The sequence below is a fragment of the Emticicia fontis genome, assembly GCF_054779675.1.
The window spans coordinates 422,337-438,842 of the sequence record NZ_BAAGXU010000037.1; the positions used below are offsets into that span (position 1 = coordinate 422,337).

18 protein-coding genes are annotated in these 16,506 nt (G+C 38.6%); 8 read left to right on the forward strand and 10 right to left on the reverse strand.

What is annotated here, in order from left to right:
• The first annotated feature begins 165 nt into the window (after positions 1-165).
• Positions 166-372, forward strand: coding sequence for a terminase TerL endonuclease subunit (locus ACYVFA_RS17580; protein WP_460473549.1), 207 nt, complete (start codon positions 166-168; stop codon positions 370-372).
• A 15-nt stretch (positions 373-387) separates the two neighbouring features.
• Here the strand turns inward: ACYVFA_RS17580 and ACYVFA_RS17585 are convergent, their stop codons facing one another.
• From ACYVFA_RS17585 to hemL, 3 genes are all read right to left on the reverse strand, one after another.
• Positions 388-1,647 carry a hypothetical protein gene (locus tag ACYVFA_RS17585; protein ID WP_460473162.1) on the reverse strand — a complete coding sequence of 420 codons (1,260 nt, stop codon included), beginning with the start codon at positions 1,645-1,647 and terminating at the stop codon, positions 388-390.
• A complete protein-coding gene (locus ACYVFA_RS17590; RefSeq protein WP_460473163.1) occupies positions 1,644-1,964 on the reverse strand; it encodes a hypothetical protein in 321 nt (106 codons plus the stop codon). The genes ACYVFA_RS17585 and ACYVFA_RS17590 overlap by 4 nt, the downstream gene beginning before the upstream one ends.
• A gap of 165 nt (positions 1,965-2,129) precedes the next feature.
• Positions 2,130-3,425 (reverse strand): glutamate-1-semialdehyde 2,1-aminomutase, encoded by a 1,296-nt coding sequence (gene hemL, locus ACYVFA_RS17595; RefSeq protein WP_460473164.1) that lies wholly within the window; start codon positions 3,423-3,425, stop codon positions 2,130-2,132.
• A 304-nt stretch (positions 3,426-3,729) separates the two neighbouring features.
• Here hemL and ACYVFA_RS17600 point away from each other — a divergent pair, with 304 nt between their 5' ends.
• Together ACYVFA_RS17600 and ACYVFA_RS17605 are read left to right on the forward strand one after the other, a co-directional pair.
• Positions 3,730-4,584 (forward strand): hypothetical protein, encoded by an 855-nt coding sequence (locus ACYVFA_RS17600; RefSeq protein WP_460473165.1) that lies wholly within the window; start codon positions 3,730-3,732, stop codon positions 4,582-4,584.
• 87 nt (positions 4,585-4,671) lie between these two features.
• Positions 4,672-5,529, forward strand: coding sequence for a hypothetical protein (locus ACYVFA_RS17605; protein ID WP_460473166.1), 858 nt, complete (start codon positions 4,672-4,674; stop codon positions 5,527-5,529).
• A 95-nt stretch (positions 5,530-5,624) separates the two neighbouring features.
• On the opposite strand, the gene ACYVFA_RS17610 is transcribed toward ACYVFA_RS17605, so the two are convergent.
• Positions 5,625-6,080 (reverse strand): Lrp/AsnC family transcriptional regulator, encoded by a 456-nt coding sequence (locus tag ACYVFA_RS17610; protein WP_460473167.1) that lies wholly within the window; start codon positions 6,078-6,080, stop codon positions 5,625-5,627.
• A 290-nt stretch (positions 6,081-6,370) separates the two neighbouring features.
• On the opposite strand from ACYVFA_RS17610, the gene ald reads away from it, so the two are divergent.
• Both ald and ACYVFA_RS17620 read left to right on the forward strand, forming a co-directional pair.
• Positions 6,371-7,483: an alanine dehydrogenase gene (gene ald / locus ACYVFA_RS17615; protein WP_460473168.1), complete on the forward strand. Its 1,113-nt coding sequence runs from the start codon at positions 6,371-6,373 to the stop codon at positions 7,481-7,483.
• A 136-nt stretch (positions 7,484-7,619) separates the two neighbouring features.
• Complete coding sequence (locus ACYVFA_RS17620; protein ID WP_460473169.1) at positions 7,620-8,255, forward strand: ribonuclease H1 domain-containing protein; 636 nt, start codon at positions 7,620-7,622, stop codon at positions 8,253-8,255.
• 69 nt (positions 8,256-8,324) lie between these two features.
• Here ACYVFA_RS17620 and ACYVFA_RS17625 read toward each other — a convergent pair whose 3' ends face one another.
• The 4 genes from ACYVFA_RS17625 to ACYVFA_RS17640 all read right to left on the reverse strand — a co-directional run bounded on the left by ACYVFA_RS17625 (position 8,325) and on the right by ACYVFA_RS17640 (position 12,240).
• The gene (locus ACYVFA_RS17625; protein ID WP_460473170.1) at positions 8,325-9,068 is read right to left on the reverse strand and encodes an SDR family oxidoreductase; all 744 of its coding nucleotides are present in this window, start codon (positions 9,066-9,068) and stop codon (positions 8,325-8,327) included.
• A gap of 64 nt (positions 9,069-9,132) precedes the next feature.
• Positions 9,133-9,708, reverse strand: coding sequence for a Crp/Fnr family transcriptional regulator (locus ACYVFA_RS17630; protein ID WP_460473171.1), 576 nt, complete (start codon positions 9,706-9,708; stop codon positions 9,133-9,135).
• 118 nt (positions 9,709-9,826) lie between these two features.
• On the reverse strand, positions 9,827-10,744 hold the full coding sequence (locus tag ACYVFA_RS17635; RefSeq protein WP_460473172.1) for a carbohydrate kinase family protein: 918 nt from the start codon (positions 10,742-10,744) through the stop codon (positions 9,827-9,829).
• Positions 10,745-11,055: 311 nt separating this feature from the next.
• Complete coding sequence (locus tag ACYVFA_RS17640; protein WP_460473173.1) at positions 11,056-12,240, reverse strand: hypothetical protein; 1,185 nt, start codon at positions 12,238-12,240, stop codon at positions 11,056-11,058.
• Positions 12,241-12,504: 264 nt separating this feature from the next.
• On the opposite strand from ACYVFA_RS17640, the gene ACYVFA_RS17645 reads away from it, so the two are divergent.
• The 3 genes from ACYVFA_RS17645 (at position 12,505) to ACYVFA_RS17655 (ending at position 14,314) form a co-directional block, all read left to right on the forward strand.
• Positions 12,505-13,095 carry a hypothetical protein gene (locus ACYVFA_RS17645; protein WP_460473174.1) on the forward strand — a complete coding sequence of 197 codons (591 nt, stop codon included), beginning with the start codon at positions 12,505-12,507 and terminating at the stop codon, positions 13,093-13,095.
• Between the two features lie 99 nt (positions 13,096-13,194).
• On the forward strand, positions 13,195-13,464 hold the full coding sequence (locus tag ACYVFA_RS17650; RefSeq protein ID WP_460473175.1) for a hypothetical protein: 270 nt from the start codon (positions 13,195-13,197) through the stop codon (positions 13,462-13,464).
• A gap of 103 nt (positions 13,465-13,567) precedes the next feature.
• On the forward strand, positions 13,568-14,314 hold the full coding sequence (locus ACYVFA_RS17655) for an NIPSNAP family protein (protein ID WP_460473176.1): 747 nt from the start codon (positions 13,568-13,570) through the stop codon (positions 14,312-14,314).
• A gap of 3 nt (positions 14,315-14,317) precedes the next feature.
• Here ACYVFA_RS17655 and ACYVFA_RS17660 read toward each other — a convergent pair whose 3' ends face one another.
• Both ACYVFA_RS17660 and ACYVFA_RS17665 read right to left on the reverse strand, forming a co-directional pair.
• Complete coding sequence (locus tag ACYVFA_RS17660) at positions 14,318-14,716, reverse strand: DUF2177 family protein (protein WP_460473177.1); 399 nt, start codon at positions 14,714-14,716, stop codon at positions 14,318-14,320.
• Positions 14,717-14,870: 154 nt separating this feature from the next.
• Positions 14,871-16,490: a zinc-binding metallopeptidase family protein gene (locus tag ACYVFA_RS17665; RefSeq protein ID WP_460473178.1), complete on the reverse strand. Its 1,620-nt coding sequence runs from the start codon at positions 16,488-16,490 to the stop codon at positions 14,871-14,873.
• Positions 16,491-16,506: the final 16 nt, after the last annotated feature.

Genomic DNA, 16,506 nt, shown 5'->3' on the forward strand with positions numbered 1-16,506 from the left:
AAGATAATAAAAAATATATGCTTTCAGAACGAAATATTTTGCATAATTATTTTTAATGTGCTATGAATGGGGCTGATATTATTTTATACGATACGAAATACCGCATTAATTAACTTATTTTAACAAAATTCCATTAAATAAGTATCTCGCCTTAAAGGCCAGATTATCAATGATTCCATATTTGTTCTGATTTTCGCTCCGGATGAAAACGACGATATGTTTGAGCCTGCAACCTGGTACAAAGGAAATCCGAATTTAGGTGTAACTATCCCAGTAAAAGATTTCAAAGAGGACTTGAAGCGGCCAGAAAGAGATTTGAGTCAGAAAAGGGGCTGCAAGCGCCATATTCTGATCATGAATCTTATAATATAAACAGAAAAATAAATATTAGACCTCACTTAAGGTAATCAGAATTTGATTGTCATACTTCTGGACTTCAAAACGTAATTCAAAATCCTCTGTAATTTTTCTGATATCATTGAGGATACTATCGCTTGTCAATCTCGATGGAATATAATCATGTGAAATACGCAAAAATGCGACTATTTTATTATCAAATTTCTGTTCATTTAGATCACATTCTAATCTTTGTAGGCCTCTGAACACACTGAATTCATTTATTATCACTAACAAACTCCAAATAAATTTTTCATGAAGAATGATTTTTTCATCATTGGGAATACTACTTCTAAAAACATTTTTTTTGTTTTTATCTCCCAAGTTAAGTGTTTTGAATACATTATTGATTGCGGGAGTGATTGCTGAGAAACTATTGATTTGCGTAGATTCAAATACTGAAAAGTTTAGATTTTCATAGACTCTAGCCTTGTAGGTCATTAATCTTACAAAAGCCTCTTTGTTTAGTGAAGAAAGTGAAAAATTTATGTATTTCAAAAACAATGTTTGAGTAGACGGAAGATGATGCTCATCATTATGAAATATAGTTTCATTAACTATATTTTTGACTACTTCATCTGAAAACAAGGGTTTCAAAAACTTGATATTAGTGCGTAAGTAACGATAATCTAATACTCTTGTTCTAAAATATATGAATACGCCGACACAAATTACTAAAACAATCAAAACCCAAAGCAGAAGCAGTGATTCAGAGGATGATTGCTTTTCTGTTTCTAAAATTATCTCCGTTGGATTGTTTTCTAAATAAATTGAGTCATACTTTGCATGGAATGCAATTTCTCTAAGCGAATCTTCAAGCCTCTCTTTTATCATTTTTTTATGAAACAAAGAGTCATCCAGCGTTTTTTTTAGAGAATTCTTATTATAAGGGCTATCAACTTTTTGAGGTTTGTATGTTGTCGCGTAATTATGCTCTGTACTATCATTGATTCCTTTGATATCCCGTTTCGCTTCTGGAACAGATGAATGACGCGGAAATCTAGATTCTTTTTTTTTAAATGATGTTTTTTTTCTAGTTTTTTTGGGAACAAATAAACTGTCTTTATAAACTTTGAAAAGACTATCTTCTTTGGCTTCTACGTACTTGTTAATTTCCTTTAACCTCCTGAGATTTTCGTTTGAAGTATTTTTCAAGTCTCTGATCCTGGATTGAAAGTAAAGCAAGGGTAGAAGAGCAGCCAGCCCAATCAACAACATAAATACCAAATATTTCAGTATTAAATTTTTCACTTTTTAGAATGGGTGGTTTGAATATTTTTGATTTGTTCCTGTTGGAGTGTCAATTGAATTTTAACATTATATATCTCTTCTTTGATTTTTGGTATTTCTTTTATGTAGTTCAAATTCTCTTGATAAGAATGATGTGTCCCCTCTATTTCTTCAACATCTTCTTGCATTTTCAAAAAAACGTGACCTATACCTATCATAGTACCAAGGAAGCCAAGAAATAATGTTATGTAGCCTAAAATATCTCCTGTCGAAAGGCCTTTGAAATAATTTATCAAAGCTTTCCTTATAGATGGTCTAGGGGTTCTGCGCTGGGCCATAGTAGTTTTTTTGAGTGAATAGGTTCAAATTTATTCAATAAGATCCTCAAAATAAAATTTACTTATTATTCGGTCATAAAAAAATAAAAAAACGAAGAAAGGTTCGCCAGTATAGTAGCGAACCTTTCCTCATTTTATGCCTGAATTATACTGATTGTAATCTTATTATATCCCTGCAACCTCTTTCAAACTTTCTTCATTTGCCTGTAGAATAGCCTGAATATGTTCGTCAGTCAGGGCAGTTGATAAGAACAATGCTTCATATTGCGACGGTGCCAGATAGATACCTCTGTTCAGCATGGCATGGAAATACTTGCCGAATCTCGGAATATCAGAAGTCTTGGCTGTTTCAAAATCAACTACTGGTGTTTCGGTAAAGAACAAACTATACATCGACCCGATATGGTTAATCTGATAGTTTAAATTCAGCTTCTTCAACGTTTCTCTGATGCCCCCAACAATCTTCTCTCCGGTAGCTTCCAGTTGCGTATATACTTCCGGGTGTTCATTCAGATAAGTCAGCATCGTATAACCAGCTGCCATCGCTATCGGATTCCCTGATAATGTACCTGCCTGATAAACCGGGCCTTGCGGAGACACACAATCCATGATTTCCTTACGTCCGCCATAAGCACCTACGGGCATTCCACCACCGATAATTTTACCTAATGTGGTCAGATCAGGCATGATATTGAAACGTTCCTGAGCACCCCCTCTTGATAAGCGGAAGCCTGTCATTACCTCATCAAAAATCAATACAATACCTTCTTTGGTACACAATTCTCGAAGGCTCTCCAGAAAACCCTCTTGTGGTAATACTGTACCCATGTTTCCAACAACTGGCTCTAAGATCAAAGCGGCAATCTGGTTTTTATTGGCATCAACCAATTGTTGTACGGCTGCCAGATTGTTGAAAGGTGCGGTAAGTGTATCGTTAGCCACTCCCTTAGTTACTCCTGGACTATCCGGCACACCCATCGTGACGGCTCCGCTACCTGCGGCAATCAGAAACGAATCGCCGTGTCCGTGATAACAACCTTCAAACTTGATAATCTTATCTCTTCCTGTGAACCCACGGGCTACTCTGATAGCCGCCATAGTAGCCTCTGTGCCTGAGTTTACCATTCTCACTTTTTCGATAGATGGCACCATGTCGATAATCAACTCAGCCATTTCAACTTCTTTGCGGGTTGGTGCGCCGAAAGAGAAAGAGTTTTGAATAGCTGCCCTTACGGCTTCCTCCACAGGTGCATACGCATGCCCCAGAATCATTGGCCCCCATGAGTTGATGAGCTCAATGTATTGGTTATCGTCTTCGTCGTAAATATAGGCACCTTTTGCTTTTTTGATAAAGATAGGATTCCCACCTACCGATTTAAACGCTCTTACAGGAGAATTTACCCCACCCGGAATAAAGTTTTTGGCTTTAGCAAAAAGGGCTTCGCTGGTTGTATGTATCATTGACTTTTGTAGTTTTTATTTCAAATAGGCCGTAAAGGTCGTGAAGAAATGGGAACGATGCAATGAGAATATGGGAATGATAAGTTCTTTATCTTGAGAGATTTTTATAGAAAATAAGATTCACAGTATTTGATTTAAGGTTTTTTTATAGATTTACACCGTGTGTGGCTAAGAGACATGGTAATCTAATTTCCTGAAATCAGTTTATGCTACAAAAGTGTGGACACATTTTTGTTAGTATTTAACCAAAGACAAACCCTAAACTGGTCTTCTCTGCTCGTTGTGAACTTTAAAATCAAAATATATGAACCCAAACATCTACCAGCCAAGTGGTAAAGTATCTCCTTTGTTCTATGTTATCGGTGCACTATTTTTATTTATAGGCCTGCCTATTTTAAGTGCCATATACACATTACTACATTGGTATGTACCGTTTATTATTCTGCATTCTCTTTTTACAATCGGGTATGCTGTAGTTCTGGCCAATATTATTGAAAAAGTGATTGATATTGGTAAAGTCCGTAATAAAAAAATTGCCAATTATTTTGCTTTTTTTGCGGGTGTATTTGCAATGTATTTCATCTGGGCAAGCTATGTTACTAAGATTGTAGATGAAAGAGTAGGTGCGGGAATCTTTAATATAAATGATTATTTACATTCAATTTTAAATCCGGGTGCAATTCCGCAAGTAATGTCGTTTTTGTATAGTGTTGGCGCATGGAGCATAAAATCACTTACAGTTAAAGGTTTCTTCTTAGCGGCTATCTGGTTTTTAGAAGCCTTAATTATCATTGTTCTTCCATGGATAACTGGAACATATCAGGCAGAAGAACCATTTTCAGAGGAGAGTAACTCGTGGTTTGAAAAACACAAAACTACTTCACGTATCAGCCGTCCGGAAAACCTTGAAGGGTTTTTAGAAGCATTAAAAAACGGAGATTCATCAGTATTAAAATCATTAGAATATGATAGCTCCGGTAGTTTGGAGTATTATCAGATTACCAGCTTTACCCATGCAGGTGAAACGACGGGCTATATTAATTTTTCAAATGTTAAAGCATCTTATGATGATAAAGGCAAAGAATCTTTGCATGCTACAGATTTGATAAAAAATGTAAGAGTTTCATTGGCTGATCTGAAAAGCATAGTGTCTGTTTAGATGTTGCCCACAAACACAACACTGTCATTTTCTGGCAACCCAATAAAGAGTTTCATTTTCTTTACGAACTTTCAAAGTCAAACCTATATGAACCCAAACCTCTACCAACCAAGTGGTAAAATATCACCTTTGTTTTATCCTATCGGTGCGTTATTTTTATGTATTGTCCCTGTTTTAAGTAATGTTTACTCGCAGTTACACTGGAGTCTGCCTTTTATTTTCTTACATTTCTTTTTTACGATTGGATACGGCATAGCACTGGGTTGGATTCTAAACCAGGCGCTTAAATTCGGTAAGGTTCGTAATAAAAAATTTGCCAGCTATTTTGCCCTGATTACGGGTCTGGTTGCCATATACTTTATCTGGACAAGCTATATTGACTTGCTTTTTAAAGAAGATTCGGTTATGAGGAGTTTCTATAAAGAGAATCATTCAAGTTTTACTGTATCGCCGTCTGTTATCTGGGAGACGATGTCGTATCTATATAAAAATGGTTCATGGAATATAGAGTCATACGTAGTGAAAGGTTTTCTTCTGGCTTTAATATGGTTTTTGGAGGCTTTTATTATAGTGGGAATGACTATGATGACCGGTACAACGCAAGTAGAGGAGCCATTTTCAGAACAAACCAATACCTGGTTTGAAAAAACCAAGCTAACTTCCAGAATCAGACGACCTGTGAATCTTGAAGCGTTTTTAGCAGCCTTGGGAAACGGACAGACCTCTGTATTGGGTTCGTTGTCTTATTTTGAATTTGAAGAAGAGAGCGCTGATTATTATCAGATAACTATCTTTACGCATGAAGAGGAAACGATGAGCTATATTAATTTTTCTTATGTAGTAATAAAAACCGATAGAAAAGGGAGAGAATCAACTGACGTTACAGATTTGATAAAGAACGTGAAAGTTTCAAAAGCTGATTTACATAGTATTGAATATGTTTAAGCACTGAAAAGATGTATTGAATAATAATTGCAGGCAACCAGTTAAAAGAGGTTGCCTTTTATTTTTCTGGATAAACCGAAGAAATAGTTTATAAATTAAATCGGCAAAACCGTAGTACTCTTCACCTCCGACATCACAAAAAAACTATGAATTAACGATACACTGGGTAGAACAGAGAGTTTTTGCTGGTGAAACTGATGATAACTATCCACATCAGGCACTACAATTTTGAGTAGATAATCGAAACTACCGGAAACAAAATCACAACTGATGACCTCTGGCAGGTCTAAAATATTCTGGTTAAAATCTTCAGACGTATCATGGGTTTGCTTGATGAGTGTTACCTGACAGTAAACAGTCAGATTTTTGCCTAATTTCTTTTTATTCAGAATCGAGACATACTTTTCTATGATACCGTCCTGCTCCATACGTTTGATGCGGTCGTGAACGGGTGTGAGCGAGAGATTAATCTGTTGGGCAATCTCTTTGAAGGTAAGATGTGCATTGCTCTGCAACAGTCGCAGAATTTTTCTGTCAGTTTCGTCTATCATTTTTATACAGTTTAGGGCATGAAGCCAGGTGTCATTATAAATGTGAGAAGTGTAGGCAGAAAAATTTTCTTTAGTGCCTGATAAATAAGGGTGGCAAAAGAAATACTTTCTGCAAATATATTGATTAAAGAAAATAATTTCTTATTTTTTTAGAGATAGAAAAAATATTTTCTTTATATACTAATTTTGTTGTGCAATTATACTTCATCAATAAACTATAACAATTTCAATCTTTAAGCGCTTATGCTTCATTGTATTGAAACACTTCATCAACAAACCTTTCAGAGAGAATGATTATCGGAGTACCTAAGGAAATCAAGAACAACGAAAATAGAGTAGCCCTTACACCTGCAGGGGTAGCTGAATTCAAAAAACACGGACATACAGTTTATGTACAGTCAACAGCCGGAGAAGGCAGTGGTTTTAAAGACGAAGAATATGCCAAAGCAGGCGCTACCCTATTGGCAACGATAGAAGAGATATATGGCATTGCCGAGATGATTGTGAAAGTAAAAGAGCCTATCGCTTCTGAATACAATCTCATCAAAAAAGACCAGTTATTATTCACTTATTTCCACTTTGCCTCATCAGAAGAACTCACGCATGCCATGATTAAGCAAGGCGCGGTATGTCTGGCCTATGAAACCGTAGAGAAAGCTGACCGTAGCTTGCCACTATTGGTACCGATGTCGGAAGTAGCCGGACGTATGGCGATTCAGGAAGGTGCGAAATATCTGGAGAAACCATTGAAAGGAAAAGGTATTCTGTTAGGTGGTATACCGGGTGTACCTCCGGCAAAAGTATTAGTATTAGGTGGTGGAATCGTGGGTACGCAAGCGGCTAAAATGGCTGCCGGATTAGGTGCAAGAGTAGTTATTATGGATGTAAGCTTACCACGTTTGAGATATTTGTCGGATATTATGCCGCAGAACGTAGTAACGATTATGTCGAACGAATATAATATCCGTGAAGCTATTACAGAGGCAGATTTGATTGTAGGCGCGGTATTAATTCCGGGAGCGAAAGCCCCTCATCTGATTACGAGAGATATGTTGAAAACGATGCGTCCGGGCACAGTAGTGGTTGACGTAGCCGTTGACCAAGGCGGTTGTATTGAAACCTGTACACCAACTACACACGAAAACCCAACTTTTATTATAGACGATGTAGTGCATTATTGCGTAGCCAATATGCCGGGTGCAGTACCTTATACTTCTACTTTGGGTTTAACCAATGCTACCTTACCATATGCGATTCAATTAGCCAACAAAGGCTGGAAGAAAGCCTGTGCAGAGAACGAAGAGTTGAAAAAAGGCTTGAATGTGGTTGATGGAAAAGTGGTATATAAAGGCGTAGCAGAAGCCTGGAATCTGGCTTTTGAAAGTGTAGAATCTGTATTGTAACAAACAGTTTTGTAACAAACGTCATTGCTTTTTATATATGACCTCTTCCTGAATGGGAAGAGGTTTTTTTGTTGCCAGATAAATACTAATTGGATGATAGGTTTTACTTTTGCACATAAAATTTGCAATTTGCGGCATGGAAAAGAAACCAAAATTTTATACCGTATGGGAAGGTCGTAAAGCTGGCGTTTACGACTCGTGGGATGAGTGTAAAAAACAGGTAGAGGGTGTTGCAGGAGCCAAGTATAAATCATTCGACAGCAGGAAGGAAGCCGAAGCGGCATTGAAAGAAAATTACTGGAAATTTACCCAGACCCAGAGTGCCGCACAAAAGCAGACCAAAATTCCAAAGTCGGCATTTCCACCACCTATTCTGGAGTCAATTGTAGTAGATGCCGCCTGGAACTCGGTGAATAAAGACATGGAGTATCAGGGTTTTTATCTGAAAACCAAAGACCGGATTTTCCATAAAGGGCCTTTCCCGAAAGCTACTAACAATATCGGGGAATTTCTGGCCATCGTACACGCATTAGCCTATCTGAAAAAGAATAATTCTACGCTGCCTATCTACTCAGATTCCCGCACAGCTATTAGTTGGGTACGCAACAAAAAAGCGAACACCAAACTGGAGGAAGAAAATGGAAATCCTGAAGTTTTTGAACTTCTGGACAGAGCAGAAGCCTGGCTGAAAACCAACAGCTATCCCAACAAAGTTCTGAAATGGGAGACAGATTATTGGGGAGAAAATCCTGCGGATTTTGGGCGGAAATAGGATAAAAATAATTATTGGGGTAGGGGTTCAAAATGTTGAACCCCTATTTTTATGAAAGAAAAGAGTGTTTTATCTACCCAACGAATTAATCTTCCTCATCGCAAATCCAGGTGCAATCCGTGATAACCAATAAAGGATCTTCACGCCTCCAATTCTGATTTCAAGACTATTGCCTTTTTCCAGTTTCCTAAATACTTCTGCAACTGCTTTTTCAGCCGGAATAGCGATTTTAGGTGGATTGCCCTTGTGCCAAGGGGTATCAACAACAGGTAATAATACTTCTATGATTTTGATGGGCTGGTTCATCAATTGTAATCTGAGTGTTTGAGTAAAAGAGTGTAAAGCGGCTTTGGTGGCATTATAGAAAGGATAGGCTGCCCGTGGCGCATAGATTAATCCGGTAGAAATGTTGATGATTTTTGCATCAGGATTATTTAATAGTAAAGGCAAAAACAATTTACTTAAGCGGATAGGAGCCAGAATATTGGTCTGAAATTCGTCATTTGCTTTTTCTATGGCCTGGTCGTCAATCAGCAAAGAAGTATTATACACAATGGCGGCATTGTTGACTAATATATTACAACTGGGGTAATGGTTTTTTACCCAGTCATATAATAAGACACATTCGTTCTCAGAAGATATGTCACAGCTAAAGATTTGTACTTGTGGGAGTAATCGTTTGGCTTCTTCCAGTTTCTCTTTTGAGCGGCCGCAAATGAGAACCTTATTGCCTTTTTCTATGAGTCTTCTGGCCAATTCAAGCCCTACGCCTGAGCTTCCGCCTGTAATGAGGATGGTGTTGTTTGTGAGCATCTTCTTGTTGTTTTTAGTGTGATGCAAAACAACAGGGTGCGCCATCTAAAAACATTAACATAGGTTAATGCGCCAGTTTATTTCTGATTCGGCTCAATGAAATCGGAGAAATGCCCAGATAAGAAGCTATCAGGTGTTGTTTAATGCGGTTTTCGAGTGTCGGAAATTCTTTCTTAAAAATATCGTAGCGTTCCTGTGCTTCCAGCAGCAATAAATCTCGTTCCCGGATTTCTTTGGTTGAAAAGGCTTTTTCCAGTATCACCACCAGAAACTCATTCCAACATGGATGCCCCTTTTTCAGTTCAAGCCAATCATGATAGCTGATGTCGTAGACATAACTATCTTCTAAGGCTTCGATAAACATTCGGGAGGGTTGCTGGCTGATCATAGCCGAATACGCTGAAATGAAGTTATTCTCCAGAATGAAATTCTTGGTAAATTCAGTGCCTTTGGTATTGATATATGAATATCTGAAAAGCCCCTTTTCGACAAAGGCAAACTTTTTAGGGACTTGTCCTTCTCGGATATAGTATTCTCCCCTGGCAATTTTGACAGGTCTCAGCAAGAGCAAAACCTTGGCTTCTTCGGCTTCGGGTAAATCGACGATTCGCTTGACAAATGAGATGAATGGATGGGGCATTGATATGTTTTATTTATCACTTGTGCAAATAATGATAATTGTGACAATGTTTCATAAATAAAAACAAAAAAAGCCAGGCCATTACAGCCTGACTTCGGGGAATCGTACTACAATATTCTTAATTCAATTCGAAACTTGCTAGTTTCTTGAATTCATTCACACGACCTTTAATCTCCTCTTCGGTAAGATTCTGGATTCTGTCAGAACCAAATTTCTCTACGCAGAACGAAGCCATAGCAGAACCGTGGATAATGGCGCGTTTCATATTTTCAAAACTTAAATCATCTGTTTGCGCCAGATATCCGATAAAACCACCGGCAAAAGTATCACCTGCTCCGGTTGGGTCAAATACTTCTTCTAATGGCAGGGCAGGGCAGAAGAAAATATTTTCGTCCTGGAATAACAAAGCACCATGTTCACCTTTTTTGATAATCAGGGTTTTAGGTCCCATGGCCATAATGGTTTTGGCTGCTCTGCGAATCGAGTAGTCTCCTGAAAGCATACGCGCTTCTTCGTCGTTGATCGTAATACAATCTACTTGTTTCAATAAGGCTTTCAAATCAACATTAGCAATATCAATCCATAGATTCATGGTATCAACCATGACAAATTTTGGTCGGTTATGCAAACGGGTTAATACACGCATCTGGATTTCAGGTGAGGTATTGCCCAACATCAGGTATTGGCAATCTTGAAAAGATTCAGGGATTTTAGGGTCAAAATCACCCATTACGTTCAACTGCGTTTCGAGGCTATCGCGTGAATTCATATCGTTATGATAGCGACCATGCCAGAAAAAAGTTTTTCCACCTTCCACAACTTCCAGTCCTTCTGTATTTACTCCATGAGATTCAAGCACATCAATCATGCTTTGCGGGAAATCTTCGCCAACTACGGCTACAAGATTGTTTTCTTTTACAAAATAAGAGGCAGTAAGGGTAATAAAAGTAGCGGCACCGCCAATAATTTTATCCGTTTTTCCGAAAGGTGTTTCAAGTTTATCGAATGCCACCGAACCAACTGTAAGTAAAGACATAAGTGCTGGATCCTATCATCAACGACAGGTAATTTTATTGTTTAGAATGAAAAATTTGAAATCTGGTAATGTTTTGTAGCAAAAACGGTACAAAATTAATAAAAATGTTGAGATATGTTATTGAGTGAGTTAGTGAATTAGTGATTATCAGTGAGCAATTTAGTGAATGAGTGATTTAGTGAATGAGTGATTATGAATTGGTAATTGAGTGAATGAGCGATTGAGTGATTAGAAATTTACTTTATAAATAAACTATAAAAACAAATACTAATACTAATCACTCAATCACTAATTCACTAAATCACTCAATGTTAAATCACCGGATGCCGTTTAAACTCTCGGGTATGATCAAACAGATACCTGTAAGTAATATAGGTTTTGAATTTCTTTGCGCCTAGCAATTCTGTAACTTTAAGCATTTTGGGATTGAAATCGGCAATCCAGTTTAGTTCCAGAGTGGTATATTGATAGCCAGGTTTCCAGCAAGCCCTTGAAAAAGCCAGCGTAATAGCCGATTCTATGCCTCGACCCTGATATTCGGGAATTACACCAAAAATCACTCCGCGGGCTTTATGATTGGTTTTCCTTAATTGATAATATAACCATTTCAACTTACCAATCCAGTTGAGCTTTCCGTTCAGGTGCTTGATAATCTGATTCAACTCAGGAATCATAATTGAAAAGGCAATGGGTTTGTCGTTATGATACCCAAACCACATCAGTTCTTCTTCCAGAATAGGCTTCATCATCTGCATAATGGCTTCCGCACGTTCGGCAGTCATTTCTCCGGCAGCCATATTTTTAGCCCATGCTTTGTTATAGATGGTTCTGAAATCCTGTGCAAATCTGGATAATTGTTTCTTATCAACGTGCCTGAAATCATAACCGGGCGTATGATAAATCCGGTTAGCGATTTCAAAAAGAGCGGGACGTACCACCTTTCGGGCTTCTTTCTCGGCAAGGGGAAGCAGAAAAGTATATTGCTGAAAATAATCCTGAAAACCATAATCCTCGAAGAATTTGCGGTAATAGGCATGATGATAGAGCATCGACCACGTAGGCTCTGCATCATAAGGGTCAATTAAAAGCCCCCACCAGTTATCGCGCTCACCGAAATTCACAGGGCCATCCATGGCTTCCATACCTCTTGCTTTCAACCAGGCTTTACACTGATCGAACATCGCAAAAGCTACTTTTTCATCATTAATACATTCAAAAAAGCCCATGCCGCCTGTGGGTTGGTCGTTGCTATGAATAACTGTGAGCGGATTGATAAAAGCAGCTACACGTGCAACGGTTTGTCCCTGGTCATTAATAGCCAGCCATCTGATGCAATTATCAGCTTGCAGAAGCGGATTTTTCTTAGGGTTAAATACCTTTTCAATATCATCATCTAGCGGACGAATCCAATACGGATTTCCTTTATAAAGCGACGCCGGAAATTCTAAAAATTCTCTTTGTAGCTTCCGGTCGTTTCCAACTTCAATTATCTGCATAAAGGTTTTCTCATCTTTTATTCCGGCAAAAAATCAGGCGTTCACCTGATGTGTTAAATAGATATAGATGGTTCAGAAATTTAAAATACGCCCGCCGTTCAATAAATTTTTTGCCTTTTTTCATCTTGTGAATACAACTTCTCGTAGTTAAAATAAGTCATTTAGTCAGTATTAAGCAATTGTTAATTGAACGTTACGTATCTTTTTTTGAAAATTTACGTCTTAGTATTAGTTATACACAATCTTTTAGTAAAAAAGTAAAAAATGAAAAAACACCTATTTAAAGGGTTTGTTACCCTATTTTTGCTTGTCGTGACACGTGACTCTTTTGCACAAAAAGTAAATTTGGAAAGTTTGTTGGCACAGGCTGTAAATCTTTCAGAAAATGGAAAGGATACAGAATTAGTGGATGCACTAAAATCGGGAAGTTTTGCATTGGAAAGCGAGGCGAATACCAGAGGCAATGACATGAAAGACAAGTTGTTGGGTCAGGCCGGAGCTTTAAAAAACCTTATCCCCATGGCTACTGCGGGTACTTTGAAAACAGATGTTTTAAGCAAAGTAGTCAATACTATCAGATTATTGGTAGGGGCCAATCGGATTAATAATATTCTGAGCGAAGGTAAGGATGGGTTGCTGGGTAATGGGCAGGAACTTACTGCCAGTATTCAAATGATGCAATCGGGTAAGGCAGTGTTAGATAGTAAGCAACAAGACAAATTAGGAACTTTGTTAGATGCTGCTGCTGAGCCAGTTAAAAAATTAGATGACGAAGACGCAGGTGCTAAGGTCGCTGCTTCGGCTGTTAAGAAAACTCTGGGAAAAATAGTCGATTTAGTAAAAGACGCTATTTAATTCACTTCACTAACCCCTCACAACATGTGCCATCTTCTGTAAAGTCGGTGGCTTTTTTTGTAAAAAAAAGGCTATATTGCACAAAAAACTGTAGTAAGTATGAAAATTCGTTGCCCCAAATGCTCCTGGGAACCAGATGGAGGTGAATATTGGCAATGTCATTGTGGCCATATCTGGAATACTTTCGAAACCATTGGCCGTTGCCCTTCATGCCACCACCAGCATGAATATACCCAATGTGTGCCTCACGCCGGAGGTTGCGATAAAAATTCTCCTCATCTGGATTGGTATGAAGGTCTTGATAAAATTATTGAGGAATTGGTTGAGGAAGTATTTGCGGGGGAAGAGGTATACTCACCTGGAATATAAATCATTTGCTTCCTTATTGAATAGATCAGCATAAAAATATCGCGTGGATAGTGAATGAATTATCTAGGTAATAAATACCTTTGTAATCTAATCAACCTCATCTATGAAAACATTATTCAGCCTGTTTATTACCTTATTTCTTACTATGGCCGCTTTCGCCAAAGATCAGGATACCCGTTATTACGAAATGCGTATCTACTATTGCCACCCGGATAAATTACCCGATTTATTGACCCGTTTCCGTAATCACACCACCAAGATTTTCGAACGTCATGGGATGACAAACGTAGGTTACTGGATACCTACCGAAAATACAGAGAATGCGTTGTATTATGTCTTATCATACCCAAGCAAAGAAGCCAGAGATGCTTCATGGAAAGCTTTTGGTGCAGACCCTGAATGGAAAACAGTAGCAGCAGAATCGGAGAAAAACGGTAAAATCGTAGCCAAAGTAGTATCGGTATTCATGACTCTGACAGATTTCTCTCCCGCAGTAAAAGAGCAAAAGAAAAATCCTGAACGTGTTTTCGAATTAAGAACCTACACGGCAGCTCCTGGCAAGTTGGAAGATTTGAAGACCCGTTTCCGTGACCATACCCTGAAACTTTTCAAAAAACACGGCATGGAAAACATCGCTTACTGGACAACCATCGAAAAAGATACAACTCAACCTAAATTGGTATATATCTTAGCTCATAAAAGCGAAGAAGCCGGCAAAAAATCTTTTGATGATTTCAGAAAAGATTTGAAATGGGTAAAAGCCCGTGACGAATCGGAGAAAAATGGTAAATTGACTTCAGAAGTAAAATCAATGTATATGAAGCCTACTGATTTTTCGGAAATCAAGTAAGTATTACAGAAATTTCTGTGCGATGATGAATGATAAGGTAGAAGTAAGCCCTGTCAGAAATGCACCCCAGAGTATATCAATAATGACGATTTCGTAAGGCCAGTTTTTAAGGGTTGCCATATTGGTCAGGTCATAGGTACCATAGCATAATATACCTAATATAGCGCCTTTCAGTAGAGCCGTTTGCCAGTTGCCGTTGTTCAGACTCGGAAAAATGACAAAGTAAAGTATACCGCCTACATACATCAGATAGAAAATCAGTGCTGCCACCCAGTTAAACTTGTCGGCCATGATAAAGCCGAGTTTTTGTTGATAAAGATTTTTGGCTATCAAGCCTAACCAAAGGAAATCTATCGCACCAAAAATCAGCAATGTAATAACAAAGGTGAGCAGTATTTTCATGTAAGCAGAGAGTTTACGATATAACTAAAAAAGTGTACTATGGGTTAGATTTATAGTACACTTTTTTTATTGTAGATTATCGAACAGTTCGCCGTTGCGCTGCAGATTGTCGAATGACCAAACAATTCGACAATCTGCAATCGAAACTAAAAAACTATTTCTTCGCCTCCTCCCTCACCGTTGGATATTTAATCCCCAATTGCTCCAGATACGTTTTGTATTTGGTTGGGTCATAATAATACTTGCTCATCTCCGGGCGGAATTTCTCCATAATTTCTTTATTCAACTGAATAGCCGGTTTATCATCTTTAGAAATCAATGGAGTGTATTTTATTTCTTTCGTTTGCTCTTTGTTATAATACTCCCATGCCTTCTGGATAATTTCTGGTTTGAAAAGCATATCCAATACCGTTAAGGCTTCTACTTTTGCTCCGGCTGTACAACCTTTGTGAGCAATTGGGGTAGCCATTGTAATGGCATTGGCCCAATGATGCCCCGGCATCCCCGGCATATTAGATGGATAACGAAGCACAACCGTAGGCAATGACCACGAAATATCAGCAATATCATCAGAACCTGCCTGACGGATAATATTTGGTGAATATACAGGCTCAGACATGGTATCTAATTTGATAGCTAAGCCTTCTGTCTTTGGTGATTGTAGTTCTTTCTGACTAGCTTTGGCTAATAACTGATCTTCGTCTGACCATTTCGGTAAACCTACGCGTTTGATATTTGTATACATGGTTTCGGCAATAGGTTTATTAAAATGCCCCGGCCATGCGCTACCCAATATTTCGTAAGTATACTTGGTATCGGTCATAATAGCGGCACCCTGTGCCATTTTGAGTCCATTCTCAAACAGATTTTTGATTCTTGGATAAGTACGTTCACGGAAATAATACCATACGGTGGCTTTAGAAGGCACTACGTTTGGCTGGTCGCCACCGTCTGAAATGACGTAGTGTGAGCGTTGTGTAGTTTCCAGGTGTTCGCGCTTATAGTTCCAGGCGATATTCATGAGTTCTACGGCATCCAGCGCACTTCTGCCACGCCAGGGTGCTGCGGCAGCATGGGCTGCTGAACCCTCAAAATGGAATTTGACTGAGACTAATCCGGTATTTCCGGCATCTCCCCATGATACCCCCAGATTATCGCCTACGTGTGTGAAAATACAAGCATCTACATCTTTAAAATAGCCCTCACGCACATAAATGGCTTTGGCTCCGACCTGTTCTTCAGCGATACCTGGCCATAGCATGAGTGTGCCTGAGATTTTCTCACGTTCCATAATCTCTTTTAGGGCAAGCATAGCTGTGATATTAAGTGCTTGGCCTGAGTTATGGCCTTCGCCATGCCCTGGTGCGCCTTCTACAATCGGATCTTTATAAGCAACCCCGGGTTTTTGTGAGGCCTTAGGGATACAGTCTACATCAGAACCAATGGCAATCACAGGTTTGCCCGAGCCCCATTTAGCAATCCATGCAGTTGGCATTCCGGCTACACCTCTTTCGATGGTGAAACCGTTTTTCTCTAATAGGTTGGTGAGGTATTTGGTAGTTTCAAATTCCTGAAAGCCTAATTCACCAAAGCTGAAAATCTGGTCATTGACTTCCTGCGTGAATTTCTGGCGGTCATCAATTTTTTTGATGACTTCCTGCTTGAGCAATTCGAGTTTGTCGGGGGCAGGGTTGGCTACTGTTTTCTTTTTTTGAGAAAAAGCAATCCCACTGCTCAAAAGTAATGTAAGAGCGAAGATGAAGTGTTTCTTCATGATACTGTATTATGTT

What these genes read in the sequence shown, in the direction of transcription:
- ald (WP_460473168.1), top strand. Translation starts at nt 6,371, where the DNA reads ATGATTATCGGAGTACCTAAGGAAATCAAGAACAACGAAAATAGAGTA.
- ACYVFA_RS17640 (WP_460473173.1), bottom strand. Translation starts at nt 12,240, where the DNA reads ATGCAGATAATTGAAGTTGGAAACGACCGGAAGCTACAAAGAGAATTT.
- ACYVFA_RS17620 (WP_460473169.1), top strand. Translation starts at nt 7,620, where the DNA reads ATGGAAAAGAAACCAAAATTTTATACCGTATGGGAAGGTCGTAAAGCT.
- ACYVFA_RS17630 (WP_460473171.1), bottom strand. Translation starts at nt 9,708, where the DNA reads ATGCCCCATCCATTCATCTCATTTGTCAAGCGAATCGTCGATTTACCC.
- hemL (WP_460473164.1), bottom strand. Translation starts at nt 3,425, where the DNA reads ATGATACATACAACCAGCGAAGCCCTTTTTGCTAAAGCCAAAAACTTT.
- ACYVFA_RS17600 (WP_460473165.1), top strand. Translation starts at nt 3,730, where the DNA reads ATGAACCCAAACATCTACCAGCCAAGTGGTAAAGTATCTCCTTTGTTC.
- ACYVFA_RS17610 (WP_460473167.1), bottom strand. Translation starts at nt 6,080, where the DNA reads ATGATAGACGAAACTGACAGAAAAATTCTGCGACTGTTGCAGAGCAAT.
- ACYVFA_RS17625 (WP_460473170.1), bottom strand. Translation starts at nt 9,068, where the DNA reads ATGCTCACAAACAACACCATCCTCATTACAGGCGGAAGCTCAGGCGTA.
- ACYVFA_RS17655 (WP_460473176.1), top strand. Translation starts at nt 13,568, where the DNA reads ATGAAAACATTATTCAGCCTGTTTATTACCTTATTTCTTACTATGGCC.
- ACYVFA_RS17590 (WP_460473163.1), bottom strand. Translation starts at nt 1,964, where the DNA reads ATGGCCCAGCGCAGAACCCCTAGACCATCTATAAGGAAAGCTTTGATA.
- ACYVFA_RS17645 (WP_460473174.1), top strand. Translation starts at nt 12,505, where the DNA reads ATGAAAAAACACCTATTTAAAGGGTTTGTTACCCTATTTTTGCTTGTC.
- ACYVFA_RS17635 (WP_460473172.1), bottom strand. Translation starts at nt 10,744, where the DNA reads ATGTCTTTACTTACAGTTGGTTCGGTGGCATTCGATAAACTTGAAACA.
- ACYVFA_RS17660 (WP_460473177.1), bottom strand. Translation starts at nt 14,716, where the DNA reads ATGAAAATACTGCTCACCTTTGTTATTACATTGCTGATTTTTGGTGCG.
- ACYVFA_RS17605 (WP_460473166.1), top strand. Translation starts at nt 4,672, where the DNA reads ATGAACCCAAACCTCTACCAACCAAGTGGTAAAATATCACCTTTGTTT.
- ACYVFA_RS17650 (WP_460473175.1), top strand. Translation starts at nt 13,195, where the DNA reads ATGAAAATTCGTTGCCCCAAATGCTCCTGGGAACCAGATGGAGGTGAA.
- ACYVFA_RS17665 (WP_460473178.1), bottom strand. Translation starts at nt 16,490, where the DNA reads ATGAAGAAACACTTCATCTTCGCTCTTACATTACTTTTGAGCAGTGGG.